Source organism: Rhizobium sp. SYY.PMSO, from assembly GCF_046840415.1.
Lineage (GTDB): Bacteria > Pseudomonadota > Alphaproteobacteria > Rhizobiales > Rhizobiaceae > Rhizobium.
On the sequence record NZ_CP177349.1, the window covers coordinates 246,160 to 267,117 of the forward strand.

Below are 20,958 nucleotides of genomic sequence, written 5' to 3' on the forward strand. Positions count from 1 at the left end.
CGTCAATCGGCCGGCGCGACGCCGGTCGAGGCGCGAACGATCAATTCGGCCTTCCACAATTCCTGTGCGGGAAACGTGTCGGTATGCTTGATTTCGCCGATCAGCCGCTCGGCGATGCGCACGCCCGCAGCCCGCAGCGACGACCGGGTGGTCGTCAGCGGCACGGTGAAGCTTTCCGGCTTCAAAAGCGTCAGAACGTCGTCATGGGCGATCAGCGAAATGTCCTCGCCCAGCTTGAGCCCGAGCTGATTGATGGCGCGAACGGCGCCGAGTGCCAGCACGGTACTGGAGCAGAGCACGGCGGTCGGGCGTTTTTCCAGTTGCAGGATGCGCTCCATCGCCAGCAGGCCCTGTTCGTCGGTCATCGGCGTGTGGCTGACGTAAGCCTCCTCCAGCGTCAGACCCCGTTCTGCGAGGGCAGCTTCCATGCCGTTCTTTCGGCGGATGGCGAAATCGAGGTAGATGGGGCCGTTCAGCAGGGCAAAGCGCCGATGTCCGAGTTGCAGAAGCAATTTCGTCGCATCGTAGAAGGCGGCTTCGTTGTCGAGGTCGAGGAAAGGATAATCCGGCTCCGGGCCGATCGAACGTCCATGCACGAGGAAGGGCATGGACAGCGTCTTCAGCATTTCCAGGCGCGGATCGTGCCCGCGCATGTAATTGACGAACAGGGCATCGACATTGCCGCTGGCAGCCAGCCGTTTCAAGGCGCCGACTTCGTCGTTCGGGTCGGCAGGCGTCAGCACGAAATGGAAGTCGTGCCGCAGGGCTTCCTCGCCCAGCCCCGTCAGGAACTCGCTGAAATGCACGTCGGAGGAGTTTCCGGGCGACGTCGGCATGACAAGCCCGATCGAGCCCGCCTTACCGGTCGCAAGCCTTTGAGCCGCTTTATTGGGTCGGTAGCCGGTTTCCCGAACCGCTTTGAGAACGCGCTCGCGAGTCTCGTGGTTCACTTCGGGATACCCGTTCAAAGCCCGGCTGACTGTCGTCTGCGACAGCCCGAGCATTTGCGATAGCTGTTTCAGATTCACGGTATTTCGGCTCCTCCAACTGCCTGCCGCCAAGAACCGAGACTGCCTCCCGAAGAGCCTCCGGCTTTCAAAGCGCTTTTAATTATGTAGCAAGAGGCACATGCGAGACAAGACGATTAGTGAAATATTCGTTCCTATTTTACGCTGCAACGCCGCAAACAGCGCGCCATTGTGAGGGGAAAACTGAAAATCGCTTGACTTTATCCTGCTCTCAATGGATGACAGAAGTAGCCAAAGCGCTTTGAGGAATGGAGCGCACAGCACAAAATTGTGTTTGGGCTCATGGGTCTTGTTATTTGGGAGGACAACCGCATGAAAAAGATGTTTCTGATGACCGTCGCTGCCGCCGCACTGGCGGCCGGTACGGCGATGGCGGCCGATCTGAAGTTTCAGCCTGGCCAGGACTCCAAATTCAACTGGAAGAGCTACGACGACTTCAAGGCTGCGCATGCCGACCTGAAGGGCGAGACGCTGACGATCTTCGGCCCCTGGCGCGGCGAGGACGAGGCGCTCTTTACCAGCGTCCTGAACTACTTCACCGAGGCGACCGGCGTGAACGCCAAATATTCGTCCTCGGAAAACTACGAGCAGCAGATCGTCATCGACACGCAGGCCGGTTCGCCGCCGAACGTCGCCATCCTGCCGCAGCCGGGCCTGTTGGCCAACCTCGCCAGCAAGGGCTACCTGACGCCGCTCGGCGACGATCTGGCGGGCTGGATCAAGACGAACTACGGCGCGGGCGACAGCTGGGTCGGTTACGGCACCTACAAGGGCAAGGACGGCAAGGATGCCTTTTATGCCTTCCCCTACAAGGCCGACCTGAAGTCGCTGGTCTGGTATGTTCCGGAAAACTTCGAGGAGGCCGGCTACAAGGTTCCGACCACAATGGAGGATCTGATCAAGCTTTCGGACCAGATCGTCAAGGACGGCGGCACGCCCTGGTGCATCGGCCTCGGTTCGGGCGGTGCCACCGGCTGGCCGGCCACCGACTGGGTGGAAGACCTGATGCTGCGCCTGAATACGCCGCAGGACTATGATCACTGGGTCGACAACTCGCTGAAGTTCAACGACCCGAAGGTCGTCGCCGCCATCGAGGAATTCGGCAAGTTTGCGAAGAACCCGAAATATGTCGCCGGTGGCGTCGCGGCGGTAGCCTCGACCGACTTCCGCGACAGCCCGAAGGGTCTCTTCACGGTTCCGCCGAAGTGCTACCTGCACAAGCAGGCATCCTTCATTCCGTCCTTCTTCCCGGAAGGCACCAAGCTCGGCCAGGATGCGGACTTCTTCTACTTCCCGCCCTACGCCTCGCATCCCGAACTCGGCAAGCCCGTCGAAGGTGCCGGTACGCTGGCGGCCATCACCAAGGATTCGAAGGCCGCCCGCGCCTTTATCCAGTTTCTGCAGACGCCGATCGCCCAGGAGATCTGGATGGCTCAGTCCGGCTTCCTGACCCCGTACAAGGGCGTCAACACCGCCGCCTATGCCAACGACACCCTCCGCAAGGAAGGCGAAATCCTGACCACGGCGACGACCTTCCGCTTCGACGGTTCCGACCTGATGCCGGGCAAGATCGGTGCAGGCTCGTTCTGGACCGGCATGGTGGATTTCGTCGGCGGCAAGTCCGCACAGGATGTTGCCGACGGGATCCAGAAGTCCTGGGACGCCATCAAGTAAGACATCGTAGCCCAGGCGCCGCCGGTTGAAAGCCGGCGGCGCCATGCAGCATTCAACGGTGCGCCTCCGTGCGCGGCCGATGTCGGACGGGTGGCCTCATCGAGGCAAATTCGGGGAGGGATGAATGTTTTCGCAGATCGTATCGGCGATTGGCGCCATGATATTCGGCGTTGCCGTTTGCGCCGCCTATTTCTGGTTCTCCAACAAATTGCTGGACTTGATTTTCCCGGCTCGTGAGGGGGATGACGTCCATCGGGCCGCCGTCAACCTTCGCCGCCGCGGCCTCATCCGCCCATGGCTGTTCCTGGGGCCGGCGCTGATCCTGCTCGTCGTTTATCTCGTCTATCCCGTCGTGGCGACTTTCATCCTGTCCTTTTACGGGCCGGATGGCAGCAAATTCGTCGGCGGCGCCAACTATCTCTGGGCCGTCAACGACACCGAGTTCCGCCAGTCGATCTTCAACAACATCCTCTGGCTCGCCGTCGTACCCGCCGCCTGCACCTTCTTCGGCCTCGTCATCGCCGTCATGACCGACCGCATCTGGTGGGGCAATATCGCCAAGGCCGTCATCTTCATGCCGATGGCCATCTCCTTTGTCGGCGCCTCGGTCATCTGGAAGTTCATCTATGAATATCGCGGCGGCACCGACGCGCAGATCGGCCTTCTGAACGCGATCGTCCAGATGTTCGGCGGCACGCCGGAAGTCTGGATCACCATTCCCTTCTGGAACAATTTCTTCCTCATGGTCATGCTGATCTGGATCCAGACCGGCTTTGCCATGGTCATCCTCTCCGCCGCCTTGCGCGGCATTCCGGAAGAGACCATCGAAGCGGCCGTCATCGACGGCGCCAATGGCTGGCAGATCTTCTGGAAGATCATGGTGCCGCAGGTCTGGGGCACGATCGCCACGGTCTGGACCACCATCACCATTCTCGTCCTCAAGGTGTTCGACATCGTTCTCACGATGACCAACGGCCAGTGGAACACGATGGTGCTCGCCAATCTGATGTTCAACTGGATGTTCCGGGGCGGCGGCGATAGCGGCCGAAGCGCCGTCATCGCGCTCGTCATCATGATCGCGGTCACGCCGATCATGATCTGGAACATCCGCCGTGCAAACGCAGAAACGAAGGGGCGCTGACATGATTGGAAATCTCGGTCGCATCGGTCCCGCCCGCATCTTCGTTCATGCCGCGGTGCTCCTTATCGTTCTTCTCTGGCTGCTGCCGACGCTCGGCATCTTCGTTACCGCGCTCCGCGACAAGGACCAGATCGTCGCCTCCGGCTGGTGGACGGCCTTTGCCGGTTCCTCCCGCACGACGGCCGCCCGTCTCGACGGTCCGGACAAGGCGAAGCCTGACGGCGCGAATTTCGTGATTGCAGGTACGCTCGCCATCGAGGGCGGCGGCAAGATCCAGTCCTTCGGCCTGCGCGTGCAGGAGCCGGCTGCCTACAAGGCGGGCTCGCCCGCCAAACTGGAAAACGGCGAGACCCTCACCGTCAATGCCGACGGCAGCTATCGCTATCAGAAGAACGGCGCCTTCGAGGCCGATGCGCGCGCCAGGCGCGTCTACCTCACCGTCGCCACGCCGCCGCAATTCACGCTCGACAATTATCGCAGCGTACTGGGCGGCGAGGGCATCGGCCAGTCCTTCATCAATTCGCTGACGGTGACGATCCCGGCGACCGTCATTCCGATCCTGATCGCCGCCTTTGCCGCCTATGCGCTCGCCTGGATGGAGTTCCCCGGCCGCGCGATCCTGATCGCGCTCGTCGTCGGCCTCATCGTCGTGCCGCTGCAGATGTCGCTGATCCCGCTTCTGCGTATCTACAACGATATCGGCCAGGTTTTCGGCGTACCGTCGAAGACCTATCCGGGCATCTGGATGGCGCATACGGCCTTCGGCCTGCCGCTCGCCATCTATCTGCTGCGTAACTACATTGCCGGCCTGCCCAAGGAGATCATCGAATCCGCCCGCGTCGACGGCGCCAGCGATTTCGATATCTTCGTCAAGATCATCCTGCCGCTGTCCTTCCCGGCGCTGGCCTCCTTCGCGATCTTCCAGTTCCTCTGGGTATGGAACGACCTCCTGATCGCGATGGTGTTCCTCGGCACCGACAAGGATCATCTGGTCCTGACGGCCGCCCTGAACGCGCTGCTCGGCTCGCGCGGCGGCAACTGGGAGATCCTGACGGCATCGGCCTTCGTCACCATCCTTATTCCGCTCTTCGTCTTCTTCGGTCTGCAGCGCTATCTCGTGCGCGGTCTGCTCGCCGGATCGGTGAAGGGGGGCTGATCCAAGTTTATCCCATTCAGACAGGACCCATTCAGCATGAGCATTGCTCCTCAAGCAACTTCCGCGGTTGACAAGGACTGGTGGCGCGGCGCCGTGATCTATCAGATCTATCCGCGCTCCTATCAGGACTCCAACGGCGACGGCATCGGCGATCTCAAGGGTATCGCCGTCCGCCTTCCGCATGTCGCGGCACTTGGCGTCGATGCCATCTGGATTTCGCCCTTCTTCACCTCGCCGATGCGCGATTTCGGCTATGACGTCTCCAATTACGAGGACGTCGATCCGATCTTCGGCACGCTGGCCGATTTCGATGCGATGATGACGGAAGCCCATCGCCTCGGCATCAAGGTGATGATCGATCTGGTGCTGTCGCACAGCTCGGATCGTCACCCCTGGTTCGTCGAGAGCCGCTCCAGCAAGAACAATCCCAAGGCCGACTGGTATGTCTGGGCCGATGCCCGGCCGGACGGCACGCCGCCCAACAACTGGCTGTCGATCTTCGGCGGCTCGGCCTGGGCCTGGGATCCGACCCGCATGCAATATTACATGCACAACTTCCTGACCTCGCAGCCGGATCTGAACCTGCACAATCCGGAAGTGCAGGACCGGTTGCTCGATGTCGTGCGCTTCTGGCTCGATCGCGGCGTCGACGGCTTCCGCCTCGATACCATCAACTTCTATTTCCACGACAAGGAACTGCGCGACAACCCGGCGCTGGAGCCCGCGCGCCGCAACGCTTCCACCGCGCCGGCGGTCAATCCCTATAACTTCCAGGAGCATATCTACGACAAGAACCGCCCGGAAAACCTGGAATTCCTGAAGCGCTTCCGCGCCGTGCTCGACGAATATCCGGCCATCGCCGCCGTCGGCGAAGTCGGCGACAGCCAGCGCGGCCTCGAAATCGTCGGCGAATACACCTCCGGCGGCGACAAGATGCATATGTGCTATGCCTTCGAGTTTCTGGCGCCGGATGCCTTGTCGCCGGATCGGGTCGAGGAGGTCATGAAGGATTTCGCGGCCGCGGCCCCCGAGGGCTGGGCCTGCTGGGCGTTTTCCAATCACGACGTCGTGCGCCATGTCAGCCGCTGGGGCAACCTGGTCGCAGACCGCGATGCCTTCGCCAAGCTCTATGCGGCGCTGCTGCTGACCTTGCGCGGTTCCGTCTGCCTGTATCAGGGCGAGGAACTGGCGCTGACGGAAGCCGACCTTGCCTACCAGGACCTGCAGGATCCCTACGGCATCCAGTTCTGGCCGGAGTTCAAGGGCCGCGATGGCTGCCGCACGCCGATGGTCTGGGACAGTCAGGTGGCGCAGGGCGGCTTTTCGACCGTCAAGCCCTGGCTGCCGGTTCCCGTCGAGCACATCCTGCGCGCCGTCAGCGTCCAGCAGGGCGACGAGAATTCGGTGCTGGAGCAGTACCGCCGCTTCCTTGCCTTCCGCAAGCTTCATCCGGCCTTCGCCAAGGGCGGGATCGATTTTTCGGAGCCGCAGGGCGATGTGCTGATATTCACCCGCACCTATGCCGGCGAGACAATTCTCTGCGTCTTCAACATGAGCCCGGTGGAAACGCTGGCAACCTTGCCTGATGGCAACTGGCAGGCATTGACGGGACACGGCTTTACCAGCAACAACTACGGCAACAAGATTGATATTCCGGCCTGGGGCGCCTATTTCGCGCGTCTTGCCTGAACCTTTGGAGGAGGGAGCATAATGACGGGACTTGTTCTGAAGGATATCAAGAAATCCTACGGCAGCGTACATGTGCTGCATGGCATCGACCTGGAGATCAACGACGGCGAGTTCATCGTCTTCGTCGGTCCGTCCGGTTGCGGCAAGTCCACCTTGCTGCGGATGATCGCCGGCCTCGAGAGCATCACCGCAGGCGATATGTTCATTGCCGGGCAGAAGGTGAACGAGGTTCCGCCCTCCAGGCGCGGCATCGCCATGGTCTTCCAGTCCTACGCGCTCTATCCGCACATGACCGTCTATGACAACATGGCTTTCGGCATGCGCATTGCCGGGGAGAACAAGCAGGAGATCGACCGTCGCGTCCGCGCCGCCGCCGCCAGCCTGCAGCTTACCCAGTATCTGGAGCGCCTGCCGAAGGCGCTTTCGGGCGGCCAGCGCCAGCGCGTCGCCATCGGCCGCGCCATCTGCCGCAATCCGAAGGTCTTCCTGTTCGACGAGCCGCTTTCGAACCTCGACGCCGCCCTGCGCGTCGCGACCCGCATCGAGATCGCCAAGCTCAGCGACTCCATGCCCGATACGACGATGATCTACGTCACCCACGACCAGGTGGAGGCCATGACGCTTGCCGACCGCATCGTGGTGCTGTCGGCCGGCCGTGTCGAGCAGGTCGGTGCGCCGCTGGATCTCTACGAGCGCCCGGCCAATCTTTTCGTCGCCAAGTTCATCGGCTCGCCGGCGATGAACATCATCCCGGCCACGGTGCTGGAGACGGGTGCGACGACGGCCGTGACGCTGACGGGCGGCAAGACGGTGACGCTCGACATGCCGACGGCAGCCTCAGAGAAGGGCAAGTCGGCGAGTTTCGGCGTGCGTCCGGAGGACCTGCGCATTGCGACGAGCGACGACTATCTCTTCGAAGGCGAGGTCTCCATCGTCGAAGCGCTTGGCGAGGTGACGCAGCTCTACATCGAAGGTCTGGTCGACGGCGAGCCGATCATCGTCAAGATTCCCGGCATTGCCGATATCCATCGCGGCCAGAAGATGCGCTTTGCCGCCGACCGGCAGAAACTGCATCTCTTCGACGCGGATGGCCATTCCTATCGCAAGTAGTATTGGAATACCGCTGAAGAGCGCTGCCGGCTCAAGCAAGAATGCCGAACAAAAATTATCTTGGGCCGGCGCGCTCGAACCTTCTGTTAAAGACCCGCTGATAGTCTTGCCTTCGTAATATACCCCAGGGGTTTACCAAGATGGCTGCTTTCGGCAGAGCTAGTACAGGTCAGCACTTCCTCAATAAAGAGGAATCCTTCATGTATGACCGCGAAGTGCGGTTCCGCATGGAAGACACGATGAACGCGGCGCGCCTCGAATATACCGAAAAGGGCGTGATGAACCTTGCGTCCCGCCGCTGCGATATTATCCGCATCTCGCAGAGCAGCGCCATTCTGGCGATCCTTACGCAGTACAATCTGCCGAAGCAATTCTATCTGGATATTCCGGATGCACGCATCAGCAAGGTCGGCTGCGTGCTCATGAAGGTGTTCCCCAACAATACGGTGGAAGTCCGTTTCCTGCGTCTCCTCACGGAGAAGGAAATGAACAAGATCTTCGTCTACAGCACCCATCCGGCCCATCGCAACCGCGTGCTCGACATCCGCGCCTGAGCAGCCGAAACAGAAAGGCCCGCGCGATTGAAACCGCGCGGGCCTTTCTGTTTGTCCTGATTTGCCTTAGAGCAATTCCAGGAAAAGTGCGCAGCGGTTTTCCGTCCAGAATCGCGTAAAAACAAAGGGATAGAGCGGTTCATCGATTCCGTGAAACGAGGAACTGCTCTAGTGGTGGAACAGCACGCTCGCACCCTGATCCGCCGGTCCCGCGGCATGACGGAAGGGAGCGAAGAGTTCGCGGCCCATGCCGAAATCGTTTTCCGACAGATCCGCGACGACAGGCTCGCGCTCGGCCATGTCGGCGGCATCGACCAGCACTTCCAGCGTTCCGGCGATCGCGTCGATGCGGATGATGTCGCCCTCCCTGATGCGGGCGATCGGGCCGCCGTCGACGGCTTCCGGCGTCACATGGATGGCGGCGGGAACCTTGCCCGACGCGCCGGACATGCGCCCGTCGGTAAGAAGCGCCACGCGGAAGCCGCGATCCTGCAGCACGCCGAGCGCCGGCGTCAGCTTGTGCAGTTCCGGCATGCCGTTGGCCTTCGGCCCCTGGAAGCGGACGACGGCGACGAAATCGCGGTTCAGCTTGCCGTCCTTGAAGGCCTGCTGCATTTCGAGCTGATCGTGGAAGATCACGGCCGGCGCCTCGACGATATGGCGCTCCGGCTTGACGGCGGAAATCTTGATGACCGCCTTGCCGATATTGCCGCGCAGCATCTTCAGGCCGCCATTGCCCTGGAAGGGCGTCTCGATGCTTGCCAGCACCTTCGGATCGTGGCTCTTGTCCGGGGCCGGCTCGCGCGCGACATTGCCGTCTGCGCCGAGCTTGACGTCGACGGTATAGCCGCCGAGACCCTGGCCGTAAACCGTGCGCACGTCGTCGTGCAGCAGTCCTTTCTTCAGCAATTCCTTGATGAGGAAGCCCATGCCGCCGGCGGCGTGGAAATGGTTCACGTCGGCAAGCCCGTTCGGATAAACGCGGGCCAGCAGCGGAATGATGTCGGAAAGCTCGGAAATATCCTGCCAGGTAAGCACGATGCCCGCCGCGCGCGCCATGGCGACGAGGTGCATCGTATGGTTCGTCGAGCCGCCCGTGGCGTGCAGGCCGACGACGCCGTTGACGATCGAGCGCTCGTCGATCATCTCGCCGGCCGGCGTGAACTCGTTGCCCATGGCGGTAATCGCGAGCGCACGCTTGGCGGCCTCGCGCGTCAGGGCCTCGCGCAGCGGCGTGCCGGGATTGACGAAGGAAGCGCCCGGCATATGGAAGCCCATGATTTCCATCAGCATCTGGTTCGAATTGGCCGTGCCGTAAAAAGTGCAGGTGCCGGGGCCGTGGTAAGACTTCGATTCCGCCTCCAGTAGCTCGGCGCGGCCGACCTTGCCTTCCGCATAGAGCTGGCGCACGCGCGACTTTTCGTCGTTCGGCAGGCCCGAGGTCATCGGTCCGGCCGGAATGAAGACGGCGGGCAGATGGCCGAAGGAGAGGGCGGCGATGACGAGGCCGGGCACGATCTTGTCGCAGACGCCGAGGAAGACCGCGGCGTCGAACATGTTGTGCGACAGGCCGACGGCAGCCGACATAGCGATCAGGTCGCGCGAGAAGAGCGAAAGCTCCATGCCCGGCTGGCCCTGCGTGACGCCGTCGCACATGGCCGGAACGCCGCCGGCCACCTGGGCGATGCCTCCGGCCTGCGCCGCCGCCTCGCGAATGATGGCGGGATAGGTCTCGAAGGGCTGATGCGCCGAGAGCATGTCGTTATAGGAGGTGATGATTCCGAGATTGGGCACGCGGTCTCCCGCCAGCGCCTCCTTCTCGGAGGGGGAACAGATGGCGAAGCCATGCGCGAGGTTGGCGCAGCCGAGCACGGAGCGCTGTGCTCCCTTCGTTGCGGCGTTGCGCAAGCGGTCCAGATAGCGCTCGCGCGTCGGCTTCGAGCGCTCGACGATACGTGCGGTAATCGCGGAAATGCGGGCGTCAGCGGCCATGGTCGATCTGCCTCCGTCTGTTCTGCGCGACGTCCCGGAAGATCTGCTCCGATCTGCCTTGGTCAAGGACGTGGCGCGGGTTCAAAATGTCAATGCTTTGCCGGTGCGCCCGCAGGGGGCGCATGGCGCAGCACATGTTGCTGTGTCTTTCAGGGATCGATGACGAGGCCTTGTGGCCGTGTCACGGAGCCCAATAAATCTCGACCGGAGAAGCGGCCCGGCGCAGCATGGCGCGGATCGGCATCTCGGTTTCCTCACCGGCTGCTTCGGCCTTGGCGAGGACGTCCTTCTTGCCCTCTCCCTCGATATGGAGCACCAGCAATCGGGCATCCTGAAGACTGGAGAAGGTGAATGTCAGGCGCGGCTCGCCGGCACCTTCCGCTTCCATCGTGATGATGCCGCGCGGGGTGTTCGGATCGAGTGCGGTCTTGAGATTGCTGCCGCCCGGAAAGAAGGAGGCCGTGTGGCCGTCATTGCCCATGCCGAGGATGGCGACATCGAAGGGATGACCGACAGCCTTGGTCTCTTCCGTGGCGATGACCGCAGCCTCCTCGACGGAAGCCGCGGCCTGATAGAGCGGAAGGAACCTGGCGGCAGCCGCCTTGTCCTTCAGCAGGTTCTCCTGGACGAGCAGGTGGTTCGAGCGCGGATTGTCCGCCGGCACGAACCGCTCGTCGACCAGGGTGATCGTTACCTTGCCCCAGTCGATCGCACGCGATGACAGCGCCTGAAAGAAGGCCTTCGGCGTCGAGCCGCCGGAGACCGCGATGCTCGCGGAACCGCGCGCGGCGATGGCGGACGAAAGGGTTTCGGCCACCTTGTCCGCGAGCTTGCCGGCGAGTTCGGCACCATTGGCGAAAGCATGCATGTTCGCTGTCATCGTCGTCGTCCCGGATTAGATATCGTCGTGCCAGGTGCGGCCGTCACGCTCGATGAGCGCGATAGCCTGGCTCGGACCCCATGTGCCGGCGGTATAGCCCTGCACCTGCTGGCCGGCTTCTTCCCAGCCCTTGAGGATCGGATCGACCCATTCCCACGCCGCTTCCACCTCGTCGCGGCGCATGAACAGCGTCTGGTTCGAGCGGATGACGTCCATCAGCAGCCGTTCGTAGGCGTCCGGATTGCGGACGTTGAAGGCCGAGGCGAAGCTCATGTCGAGCGAGACGTTGCGCAGGCGCATGCCGCCCGGACCCGGGTCCTTGATCATCAGCGACTGCTTGACGCCTTCGTCCGGCTGCAGGCGGATGATGAGCTGGTTGGCGACGATGCGGCCGGCGGCCTGATCGAAGATGGTGTGCGGGATATGCTTGAAGGTGATGACGATCTCCGACACACGGCCGGCAAGGCGCTTGCCGGTGCGGATGTAGAAGGGAACGCCGGCCCAGCGCCAGTTGCCGATCTCGGCCTTGATGGCGACGAAGGTCTCGGTGTTGGAAACGCCGCCTTCCAGCTCGTCGAGATAGCCCTTGACCGGGCCGCCTGCCGAGGCGCCGGCGCGGTACTGGCCGCGAACGGTCGCCTGCTCGACATTGGAGGCGTCGATCGGCTTCAGCGCGCGCAGGACCTTCAGCTTCTCGTCGCGCACGGCTTCCGAATCCATGGAGGAGGGAATTTCCATCGCGGTCAGGCAAAGCAGCTGCAGGATGTGGTTCTGCACCATGTCGCGCAGGGCGCCGGCGGTGTCGTAATAGCCGGCGCGGCCTTCCAGACCGACCGATTCGGCAACCGTGATCTGCACATGGTCGATGTGATTGGCGTTCCACAGCGGCTCGTAAAGGGCGTTGGCAAAGCGCAGCGCCATCAGGTTCTGCACGGTTTCCTTGCCGAGATAGTGGTCGATGCGGAAGATCTGCTCTTCCTTGAAGACCTTGCCGATCGTGTCGTTCAGCTGCAGCGCGGAGGCGAGGTCGCGGCCGATCGGCTTTTCGACGACGATGCGGGTTTGCTTGGTGATGAGCTTGTGATCGTGGATCTTCTGCGAGATGTCGCCGAAGATGCCCGGAGCAACGGCGAGATAGAAGGCGCGCACGCGCTCCTTGCCCTCGTCCAGAAGCTTCTTGAGCTGATCCCAGCCGGCGTCGCTGCGGGCGTCGACCGGCACGTAGAACAGGCGGGCCAGGAACTTCTTGACTTCGGCCTCGTCATATTCGCCCTTTTTCAGGTGTTCCTTGAGGGCGGCGTCGGCAAACTTGCGATATTCCTCGTTGGAAAGCGCGCTGCGCGAAGCGCCGATAATGCGAGTCGGCTCGGAAAACTGGCCTTCGACCTGGCGATGATAAAGGGCGGGCAGAAGCTTGCGCTCGGCAAGGTCGCCGCTGCCGCCGAAAACGACATAGTCGAATGGTTCAACGGGAATGATTTGGCTACTCATGAGCTATCTCTCAATCGGTCTTGGTTGAGGCCCCTTTTAATCTAATCGATTTAAAAAGGCCAGTGTGCATCGCAAAATTCAGACTCGGCCTTTTAGAGCGGATTGCCGGCGGAAGAAATCATCTTCCGGTTTAGAACCTGTCGCGCAGCGCAAACCACGAGAGCGCCAGGAACAGCAGGGGCGCCCGCATGCGCGCACCGCCGGGGAAGGGCGGGATGTTCAGCTCCTTGAAGAGATGAAGCTCGTCCACATTCCCGAGAACCGTTTTCGCATAGAGTTTACCGCAATAGTTTGACAGCATCACCCCATGCCCGGAATAGCCTCCGATGGAGGTGACGCCCGGCATGACTTCGCGCACGAAGGGCTGCCGCGGCATGGTGATGCCGACCGAGCCGCCCCAGGCATAGTCGATGTTGATATCGCCCAAGGCGGGATAGATCTCCGCGATCTGCCGCCGGATGTGCTGCGTTATGTCGCGCGGATTGTCGGCCGTATAGGCTTCGCGGCCGCCGAACAGCAGCCGCCCGTCCTTCGATTTGCGGAAATAGCGCACCACGAACCGCGAATCGGCCACCGCCTCGTTGCCGGGAAGCACCTCCGGGAAGCGGTCGAGCGGCTCGGTGGCGCCGATGAAGGAGCGGATCGGCATGACATGGCTCGATGTCACCGGCTCGAGGTTGCCGATGTAGCCGTTGCAGGCGATCAGCACCCGGTCGGCGGTGATGTTTCCGCCATCCGTTTCGATGATCGTCTTGCCGTCTGCCTGCCGCAGGGCCTTCGCCCTGGTCATTTCAAAGAGCGCGGCGCCGGCCTCGGCCGCCACTCGGGCGAGGCCGACAAGCAGCTTCAGCGGATGGATATGGCCCGTGCCCGTATCCCGGACGCCATAGAGATAGAATTGCGAACCCAGCCGTTCCCGGGTTTCGGCCTGATCCATGAAATGCATGTGGGGATAGTTGTAGCGGGCTGCCGCGATCTCGGCATTGTCGATGTAGTCGCGCTTGTAGCTGCGCTTGTGCGTGACGTTCATCTGGCCGGGCAGGTAGTCGATGTCGATGCCGTGTGCGGACGCGAAATCGAGCAGATGATGCTTGGCGTCCTCGGCAAGATCGAAGAGGGCCTTCGAGCGTTCGTAGCCGATCTTCGCTTCCATCTCCTCGGGCCACCAGCGTTGGCCGGTGCCGAGCTGGCCGCCGTTGCGGCCGGAGGCGCCGTCGCCGAAGCGGCTGGCGTCGATCAGGACGACGCCGGCGCCGCCCTTGGCGAGATTATAGGCCGCCTGGAGGCCGGTATAGCCGCCGCCGATAATCGCGACGTCGGCCCGGCGCGACCCGTCGAGCTTCGGATAGCTCGCACGCGGCCCGACGGTCGCCTGATAGAAGGAAAGGCCCGGCGCGATGGGGCTCTGCCATGTTTCCTGCAGCGTCATGGGGGCTCCCTTCACACGTTGAGCAGAAGGAATTCCCGCTCCCACGGGCTGATCACCTGCATGAAGGTTTCGAATTCGCCGCGCTTGACGCCGGCATAGATGCCGATGAAATCCTCGCCGAAGACCTCTTCGAAAGCGGGTTCGTCCTCCATGAGCGCGATGGCTTCGAGGAGGCCACGCGGCAGATCGATGGAGCCTTCATTGGCCGAGTCCTCGGTCGGCGCCGTCGGCTCGACCTGTTTCATGATGCCGAGCAGGCCGGAGCCGAGCGAGGCGGCAAGCGCGAGGTACGGATTGGCATCCGAGCTCGGCAGCCGGTTTTCGACGCGCCGTGCCTGCGGATCGGAAACCGGCACGCGGAAAGCCGTGGTGCGGTTGTCGTAGCCCCAGGCATTGTTGACCGGGCAGGACATGTTCGGCGCCAGCCGCCGGTAGGAGTTCACATAGGGCGCCAGCATCGCAAGCGCGTTCGGCACGAAGCGCTGCATGCCGCCGATGAAATGGAAGAATTCGGACGAGGGGCTTCCGTCGGGGTTGGTGAAGACGTTCTTGCCGGTTTCGATGTTGACGACCGACTGGTGGATGTGCATCGCCGACCCTGGCTGGCTCTGCATGGGCTTGGCCATGAAGGTCGCGTAGATGCCGTGCTTCAGCGCCGCCTCGCGGATCGTGCGCTTGAACATGAACACCTGGTCGGCCAGCTCGATCGGATCGCCGTGGCGCAGGTTGATTTCGAGCTGGGCCGGCCCTTCCTCATGGATCAGCGTGTCGATCTCCAGGCCCTGCTTTTCGGAGAAGTGATAGATGTCGTCGATCAGCTCGTCGAACTCGTTGATGCCGGCGATGGAATAGCCCTGTCCGCCGAGGATGGAACGGCCGGAGCGGCCCTTCGGCGGATGCAGCGGATAGTCCGGGTCGTCGTTCTTGGCGACGAGGTAGAACTCGATTTCCGGCGCCACCACGGGCTTCCAGCCCCGCTCGCGATAAAGCCCCATGATGCGCTTCAAGACGTTGCGCGGCGTATAGGAGACTTCCTGGCCTTCGGAATCGACGATATCGCAGATCACCTGCGCCGTCGGATCGGTCTCCCATGGCACGACGGACAGCGTCGACAGGTCGGGGACCAACTTCAGGTCGTTGTCGCGCGGCTCATAGCGGAAGCTCTCGGTCTCTTCCGGATATTCGCCCGAGATCGTGTGACGATAGATCGCGGAAGGCAGCGCCAGCGATGTGTTGGAGGTGAATTTCGAGGTCGGCATCATCTTGCCGCGCGGCACGCCGGCCAGGTCGGGGGTGATGCATTCTATGTCTTCGATCCCGCGCGCCCGCAGCCATTGGGCCGCTTCCTTCCAGTTTGCCACGCCGCGTGCCGATCTCAGACTGGGAGGAACAGTAGGGACTTTGGAGACAGGCACGGAAGCTTTCAGCGGGGTCTTTCTCGCGGGCATAAAACACCGTATTTGGGTTGATCGGTGATTGCATCATAGCCGCAGTTTGCCAATTGGCGAGGGGGAAAACCGCTCGGACTTTCGCCATATGATGGAAAAAATTACGAGCGCGTGGCGAAGAGTAAGAGGTTGAGGCGTGACTGGCAGATATGATGTGATCGTCCTCGGTGCCGGCGCCGCAGGCATGATGTGCGCCATCGGCGCCGGCCGTCGCGGACGCTCCGTCATCGTGCTCGACCATGCTGGCGCACCCGGCGAAAAGATCCGCATTTCGGGCGGCGGCCGCTGCAACTTCACCAATATCAATACCGCGCCGAGGAACTTCCTCTCCGCCAATCCGCATTTCGCCAAATCGGCGCTGGCGCGCTTCACGCCGAGGGATTTCCTGGCCATGGTCGAGCGCCATGGCATCGCCTGGCATGAAAAGACGCTCGGCCAGCTTTTCTGTGACGACAGCGCCAAGGACATCATCCGCATGCTGACCGACGAGATGCGCGCGGCCGGAGCACAGCTGCGATTGCGAACCGAGATCGGCGACATCGAGCAGACCTCCGGCGGCTATCGCGTTGCCACGTCCGAGGGCATTTTCCAGGCGTCTTCGCTTGTTGTCGCCACCGGCGGCAAGTCGATCCCCAAGATGGGCGCCACCGGCCTTGCCTATCGCATCGCCGAGCAATTCGGATTACCCCTCGTCGAAACGCGACCGGGCCTTGTGCCGCTCACCCTCGATCCGCAATTGCTTCAGCGCCTCGCGCCGCTGTCGGGCATTGCCGCACCCGCCGAGATCCGCCACGGCAGGACGGCATTCCGCGAGGCCTTGCTCTTTACCCATCGCGGCCTCAGCGGCCCCGCCATATTGCAGATTTCCTCCTATTGGCGCGAAGGCGAGGACATCACCGTGGTCATCGAACCCGACATCGACATGTTCGCGCTGCTCAAGAAGGCGAAGCAGGCCAATGGCCGGCAGTCGGCGCAGACGGCCTTGGCGGAGATCCTGCCGAAGCGGCTGGCGCAGCATTTCGTCGAAAGCGAGGGCCTGTCGGGCAACATGGCGGATCAGTCCGACAAGCGGCTGCAACAGCTCGCGGCCGCCATCCAGTCCTGGCCGATCAGGCCATCCGGCTCGGAGGGCTATCGGACGGCGGAAGTGACGCTTGGCGGCATCGATACAGCCTGCCTCGATTCGAGGACGATGCAGGTGAAGACGGCGCCGGGCCTCTTCTTCATCGGCGAATGTGTCGACGTCACGGGGTGGCTCGGCGGCTATAATTTCCAATGGGCCTGGGCCTCCGGCCATGTCGCCGGCGAGGCGGCCTGAATTGATCTTGCCAAGCGGCGGCAAATCGGAGAAGACCCCTTTGACGCGAACATGCAAGATGGAAGCAATTATGACGTTTAATGTCCGGATATCCCGCCAGGCGGTTCTTTCAGGCATCGCTGCGGCCATGGCGATGTCGCTCGGCATGCTTGCCATGACGGCATCGGGTGCCAGCGCCGCTTCCGCGCAATGCAACAAGCTGGATCCGAACGGCCGGGATAGGGGCGGCGATACGAATTTCGCCATTGCGATCCGCGACAGGAAAAGCGATGTCGTCAAGAAGATGCTGGCCTGCGGCGCCGAGGTGAACCTGAAGACGACGGAGGGCTGGGCTCCGTTGCATACCGCCGCCTATTACGGACCCGCGAGCATGATCGATCTTCTGGCTTCCAGGGGTGCCGACGTCAACGCGCGCGGCGATTTCGATGGCTGGACGCCGCTGCATATGGCGACCCAGCAGCGAGATCCGGCTATCGTCAAGGCATTGCTGAAGAATGGCGCCGACAAGTCCATCAGGTCCACTTCTGGCAAGACCGCCGCCGAAATGGCGACCAATCCCGCCATTTCGGCATTGCTGAAGTAACGCGCTCCTGTCGCGCGCTCCCTGACCGGTGGGTGCGACACTTGCGGCCAACCTCTGGTTTTCGTGTTTTCATTTCCTACATCTTTCGTGAATAGATTGGCAGTTGCCGAAAGCACCGTTTGCCGGTTATCGTGTCAGTGCGAAAATGGGAATATGCTCATGAACAGAACAAAGCGTCGTGCTCGCGCCATCGCAATCGCTCAGACCCGCGATAACGCCAGGCTTTTGGCCGTGAAGTTTTTGATGCTCGCGACAGGCGTTACCGCCGCTTGCATCGCATTGCTGGCGGTGCGCGGCTACTGATTTCAGCCGCTTCCGCCATCTTGCCGCCGCCGCTCGACGACGGCTTCTTCCGCGTGAAATTCATGCCGCGCCAGCCTGTCCGGCGGTGCTTGTTCGAGCCGGCAATGGCGGCTGCGGACCCCTTATCTGAAAATTAATTAATCGCACCCACAATCCCTGGCGATTTCTTGGGGCGCTCTACTGCAAGATAGAGCCGGAGCAATGATTGCTTCCTGACACGACTCGGGACCCCCGCCTGCGGATATTTCAAGAACGATGGTTATACATCCGGTCAGCGCCGAGGGGGCGTCGACGGGGGAGCGGTGTTGAGAGGTCTGAGCCACTATGTTCATTGACAAGATATTATCGCGTTTCAAGATCAAGACGAAGGTTCTGATATTCGTCCTGCCGTTCGTCATCAGCATTTCCGCCGTGGGCCTCACCGGGCTTTATGCGTCGGGCCTGCTGCAGGGGCGCATGGAGATTTCCAACAGCGTCCTGCAGTCGCTGACCGGCTTCAAGAACCTCTATGGTTCGATGGACGACTTTCTGCGCATCACCAACGAGCAGCAGCGCGACAAGCTCTATGACGACATCAAGTCTCAGCAGAGCGTCCTTGATACGACGCTGGGCCAGCTGGGGCAGGATGCGGAAGGCCGCGACAATCTGACCGAGGCGACCGCCAAGACGGCCGACATGTCCAACCTGGTCGGCAGGTTGTGGTCGCTGCACGAGCAGGAGCTCTCGCTGCGCAAGACGATCGACGATGCGCAGCGCGCTCTGATCAGCGCCCGTTTCAATGTCAACTTCAACAGCCAGCAGCTGGAAGACCAGATGCGGCAGGATCAGGCCGACGCGACCTCGACGCTGCGCTCGGCCGACCGCCTGCTGAAGGGCGGCGACCTGCTGGTCTCCGTGGCGGAGGATTTCAACAAGGCGGCAACCCCGGCCGACAAGGTCAAGCTTCTGAAGGACCGGCTGCAGGATCTGACCAGGGCTCAGCGCTCCATCGATCTCGCCTTGCCGCAGAACCAGAAGAGCGTCGTTCAGTCTCTGGTGGGCACGATCAAGGATCTTGCCGCCTTCACCGAAAGCACCGACGTTCCGACAGACGACACCATCGCCAATATCGGCCGGCTGCTCTCGCGCTTCCGCCAGACCTCGACCTATACGCAGCTGACGGCGACGCAGATGATGCGTCAGGCGACCACGACGTTCGTTTCCCTTGATGCCCGCGTCGCGCAGACCAATTCCGTCCTGCAGGATACGCGCCGCCTCGAAGACTCCGTCTATTCGCTGCAACTCGTCCTCGCGGAGTTCAACGCCAATACCAACAAGGACAACCTCGTTCGCCTGCGTCAGGAAATCTCCAAGCTCGCCGGCGATATCGACACGCTGAACCAGAGCGCCAAGAGCATGGATTTCGCCGGCGACATCGATGCGGCCATTCGCCCGGCCATCAAGTCCATGGACGATGCCGGCGGCAAGCTGGTCGACACCATCACGCAGCGGATCGGCGAATATGCGAGCGCCCGCCAGCAGCTCGATCAGGTCTGGGGCCAGCTCACCGCCTTTGCCGAAACCCAGAAGCAGAGTGCCGGCAGCGAGCGCAACCAGGCGAATTACATATCGATCCTGGCAACCGCCCTCGGCATCATCCTTTCGGTCGCCGGCGGCATCGCGCTCGTCCTGACCCTGCAACGCCCGATCGGCCAGATCACTGCCGCCATGCGTCGCATTGCCGACGGCATGCTGGAAACTTCCATCTCCGGCGAGCAGCGCCGCGATGAAATCGGCGACATGGCCCGCGCCCTCGGCATCTTCAAGGAAAACGCCATCTCGAAGATACGCATCGAGGAGCAGAGCGACGAGGAGCGAGCCGCCGCCGAGCACGAACGCCAGCGCAACGACGCCGAGAAGCGCGAGCTCGACCGTCAGATCGACTACGCCGTCAGCGAGCTTGCCGCCGGTCTCGAACGCCTCGCGCAGGGCGATATCTCGGCAACGATCGACACACCGTTCATCGGCCGCCTGGAGCAGCTGCGCCAGGACTTCAACAGCTCGCTGTCGCGCCTGCAGCAGACGCTGAGCCAGGTTCGCAACAATGTCGAGATGATCCAGAGCAACGGCGCGCAGATGGCGGCCTCCGCCGAGGATCTTTCGAAGCGCACCGAACAGCAGGCCGCTTCGCTGGAGCAGACCGCCGCCGCCGTCGACGAGATTACCGCCACGGTCCGTTCCTCCGCCGAGCGCGCCAAGGATGCGGATGCCATCGTGCGCGAAGCCAAGCGTAGCGCCGACGACAGCTCCATCGTTGTCGGCAACGCCATCGACGCGATGACGCGCATCGAGGATGCGTCCCGTCAGATCGAGCAGATCATCGGCGTCATCGACGAGATCGCTTTCCAGACGAATCTTCTGGCGCTCAATGCCGGAATCGAAGCTGCCCGCGCCGGCGATGCCGGCAAGGGCTTCGCGGTCGTCGCCATGGAAGTGCGCGAGCTTGCGCAACGCTCCGCCGCTGCCGCAAAGGAAATCAAGGGCTTGATCAACAAGTCGACACAGGAGGTCAATTCCGGCTCGCAGTTCGTGCAGGAGGCCGGCTCGGTGCTCGCCCAGATCAGCAGCCAGATCGTGACGATCAGCCAGCATGTGGAAATGATCGCACGCGCCAGCCATGACCAGGCAAGCGCCCTGCAGGAGGTCAACTCCTCGGTCAATCACATGGACCAGATGACGCAGCAGAATGCCGGCATGGTGGAAGAGACGACGGCGGCAAGCCGCGAACTTGCCGGCGAGGCCGATGCCCTGCTGCATCTGATCCAGCAATTCAAGATCGAGGCCGGATACGGCGCCGGCTATATGCGCGAAGAGGCCGCCTGAGCGCAGCCATCGTTGCTATTGCAGGCGGATCGGCTGGTCTCCAGCCGGTCCGCCTTTTTCATTGACCGCTTTCGGTCGCGCAGCCCGGCGACCATGCGCCCGAGCCAGTGGAAAAAGGGCAGGGGATCCCGCGCATAGTCGAGGTAGAACAGATCCTCGTTGCGTCGCCATTGTTCTTCGCGTGCGATGCTTTGCAATTCGAGGGCCTTGGCTAAAGCGATGCTGTCCATCATGAGATGTCTCCGTGGTTTGGGCATCCCTTCAACTACACACCCGAATTTGCTTTATAAACAGCGGTTT

At 62.1% G+C, this 20,958-nt stretch carries 17 protein-coding genes; 10 read left to right on the forward strand and 7 right to left on the reverse strand.

The window, feature by feature from the left end:
* Positions 1-2 precede the first annotated feature (2 nt).
* A complete protein-coding gene (locus ACJJVH_RS01205) occupies positions 3-1,028 on the reverse strand; it encodes a substrate-binding domain-containing protein (RefSeq protein WP_112802740.1) in 1,026 nt (341 codons plus the stop codon).
* 312 nt (positions 1,029-1,340) lie between these two features.
* Here ACJJVH_RS01205 and ACJJVH_RS01210 point away from each other — a divergent pair, with 312 nt between their 5' ends.
* The 6 genes from ACJJVH_RS01210 (at position 1,341) to ACJJVH_RS01235 (ending at position 8,352) form a co-directional block, all read left to right on the forward strand.
* Positions 1,341-2,702, forward strand: coding sequence for an ABC transporter substrate-binding protein (locus tag ACJJVH_RS01210; RefSeq protein WP_112802957.1), 1,362 nt, complete (start codon positions 1,341-1,343; stop codon positions 2,700-2,702).
* A gap of 124 nt (positions 2,703-2,826) precedes the next feature.
* Complete coding sequence (locus ACJJVH_RS01215; RefSeq protein WP_113385364.1) at positions 2,827-3,843, forward strand: carbohydrate ABC transporter permease; 1,017 nt, start codon at positions 2,827-2,829, stop codon at positions 3,841-3,843.
* A 1-nt stretch (position 3,844) separates the two neighbouring features.
* Complete coding sequence (locus tag ACJJVH_RS01220; protein WP_113393433.1) at positions 3,845-4,999, forward strand: carbohydrate ABC transporter permease; 1,155 nt, start codon at positions 3,845-3,847, stop codon at positions 4,997-4,999.
* Positions 5,000-5,035: 36 nt separating this feature from the next.
* A complete protein-coding gene (locus tag ACJJVH_RS01225) occupies positions 5,036-6,688 on the forward strand; it encodes an alpha-glucosidase family protein (protein ID WP_112802734.1) in 1,653 nt (550 codons plus the stop codon).
* Between the two features lie 21 nt (positions 6,689-6,709).
* A complete protein-coding gene (locus ACJJVH_RS01230; RefSeq protein WP_112802732.1) occupies positions 6,710-7,798 on the forward strand; it encodes a sn-glycerol-3-phosphate ABC transporter ATP-binding protein UgpC in 1,089 nt (362 codons plus the stop codon).
* 200 nt (positions 7,799-7,998) lie between these two features.
* Positions 7,999-8,352, forward strand: coding sequence for a hypothetical protein (locus tag ACJJVH_RS01235; protein ID WP_112802730.1), 354 nt, complete (start codon positions 7,999-8,001; stop codon positions 8,350-8,352).
* Between the two features lie 168 nt (positions 8,353-8,520).
* Here the strand turns inward: ACJJVH_RS01235 and edd are convergent, their stop codons facing one another.
* From edd to ACJJVH_RS01260, 5 genes are all read right to left on the reverse strand, one after another.
* Entirely contained in the window at positions 8,521-10,344 is a 1,824-nt protein-coding gene (gene edd, locus ACJJVH_RS01240) for a phosphogluconate dehydratase (RefSeq protein ID WP_113393435.1), read from the reverse strand.
* A gap of 181 nt (positions 10,345-10,525) precedes the next feature.
* Positions 10,526-11,224, reverse strand: coding sequence for a 6-phosphogluconolactonase (gene pgl, locus ACJJVH_RS01245; protein WP_112802726.1), 699 nt, complete (start codon positions 11,222-11,224; stop codon positions 10,526-10,528).
* A gap of 15 nt (positions 11,225-11,239) precedes the next feature.
* Entirely contained in the window at positions 11,240-12,715 is a 1,476-nt protein-coding gene (gene zwf, locus ACJJVH_RS01250; protein WP_112802724.1) for a glucose-6-phosphate dehydrogenase, read from the reverse strand.
* A gap of 130 nt (positions 12,716-12,845) precedes the next feature.
* Complete coding sequence (locus ACJJVH_RS01255; protein WP_412064576.1) at positions 12,846-14,144, reverse strand: NAD(P)/FAD-dependent oxidoreductase; 1,299 nt, start codon at positions 14,142-14,144, stop codon at positions 12,846-12,848.
* Positions 14,145-14,155: 11 nt separating this feature from the next.
* Positions 14,156-15,592, reverse strand: a complete 1,437-nt coding sequence (locus tag ACJJVH_RS01260; RefSeq protein ID WP_112802720.1) for a glutamine synthetase family protein — start codon at positions 15,590-15,592, stop codon at positions 14,156-14,158.
* 184 nt (positions 15,593-15,776) lie between these two features.
* Between ACJJVH_RS01260 and ACJJVH_RS01265 the strand changes: the two genes are divergently transcribed.
* The 4 genes from ACJJVH_RS01265 to ACJJVH_RS01280 all read left to right on the forward strand — a co-directional run bounded on the left by ACJJVH_RS01265 (position 15,777) and on the right by ACJJVH_RS01280 (position 20,658).
* Positions 15,777-16,910 (forward strand): NAD(P)/FAD-dependent oxidoreductase, encoded by a 1,134-nt coding sequence (locus tag ACJJVH_RS01265; protein WP_412065204.1) that lies wholly within the window; start codon positions 15,777-15,779, stop codon positions 16,908-16,910.
* Positions 16,911-16,980: 70 nt separating this feature from the next.
* Positions 16,981-17,493, forward strand: coding sequence for an ankyrin repeat domain-containing protein (locus ACJJVH_RS01270; protein ID WP_412064577.1), 513 nt, complete (start codon positions 16,981-16,983; stop codon positions 17,491-17,493).
* Between the two features lie 159 nt (positions 17,494-17,652).
* Positions 17,653-17,796 carry a hypothetical protein gene (locus ACJJVH_RS01275; RefSeq protein ID WP_412064578.1) on the forward strand — a complete coding sequence of 48 codons (144 nt, stop codon included), beginning with the start codon at positions 17,653-17,655 and terminating at the stop codon, positions 17,794-17,796.
* 324 nt (positions 17,797-18,120) lie between these two features.
* Positions 18,121-20,658, forward strand: coding sequence for a methyl-accepting chemotaxis protein (locus ACJJVH_RS01280; protein ID WP_113423269.1), 2,538 nt, complete (start codon positions 18,121-18,123; stop codon positions 20,656-20,658).
* Here ACJJVH_RS01280 and ACJJVH_RS01285 read toward each other — a convergent pair.
* Entirely contained in the window at positions 20,634-20,891 is a 258-nt protein-coding gene (locus ACJJVH_RS01285; RefSeq protein WP_113393438.1) for a hypothetical protein, read from the reverse strand. The two genes, ACJJVH_RS01280 and ACJJVH_RS01285, sit on opposite strands and share 25 nt — an antisense overlap.
* Positions 20,892-20,958 lie beyond the last annotated feature (67 nt).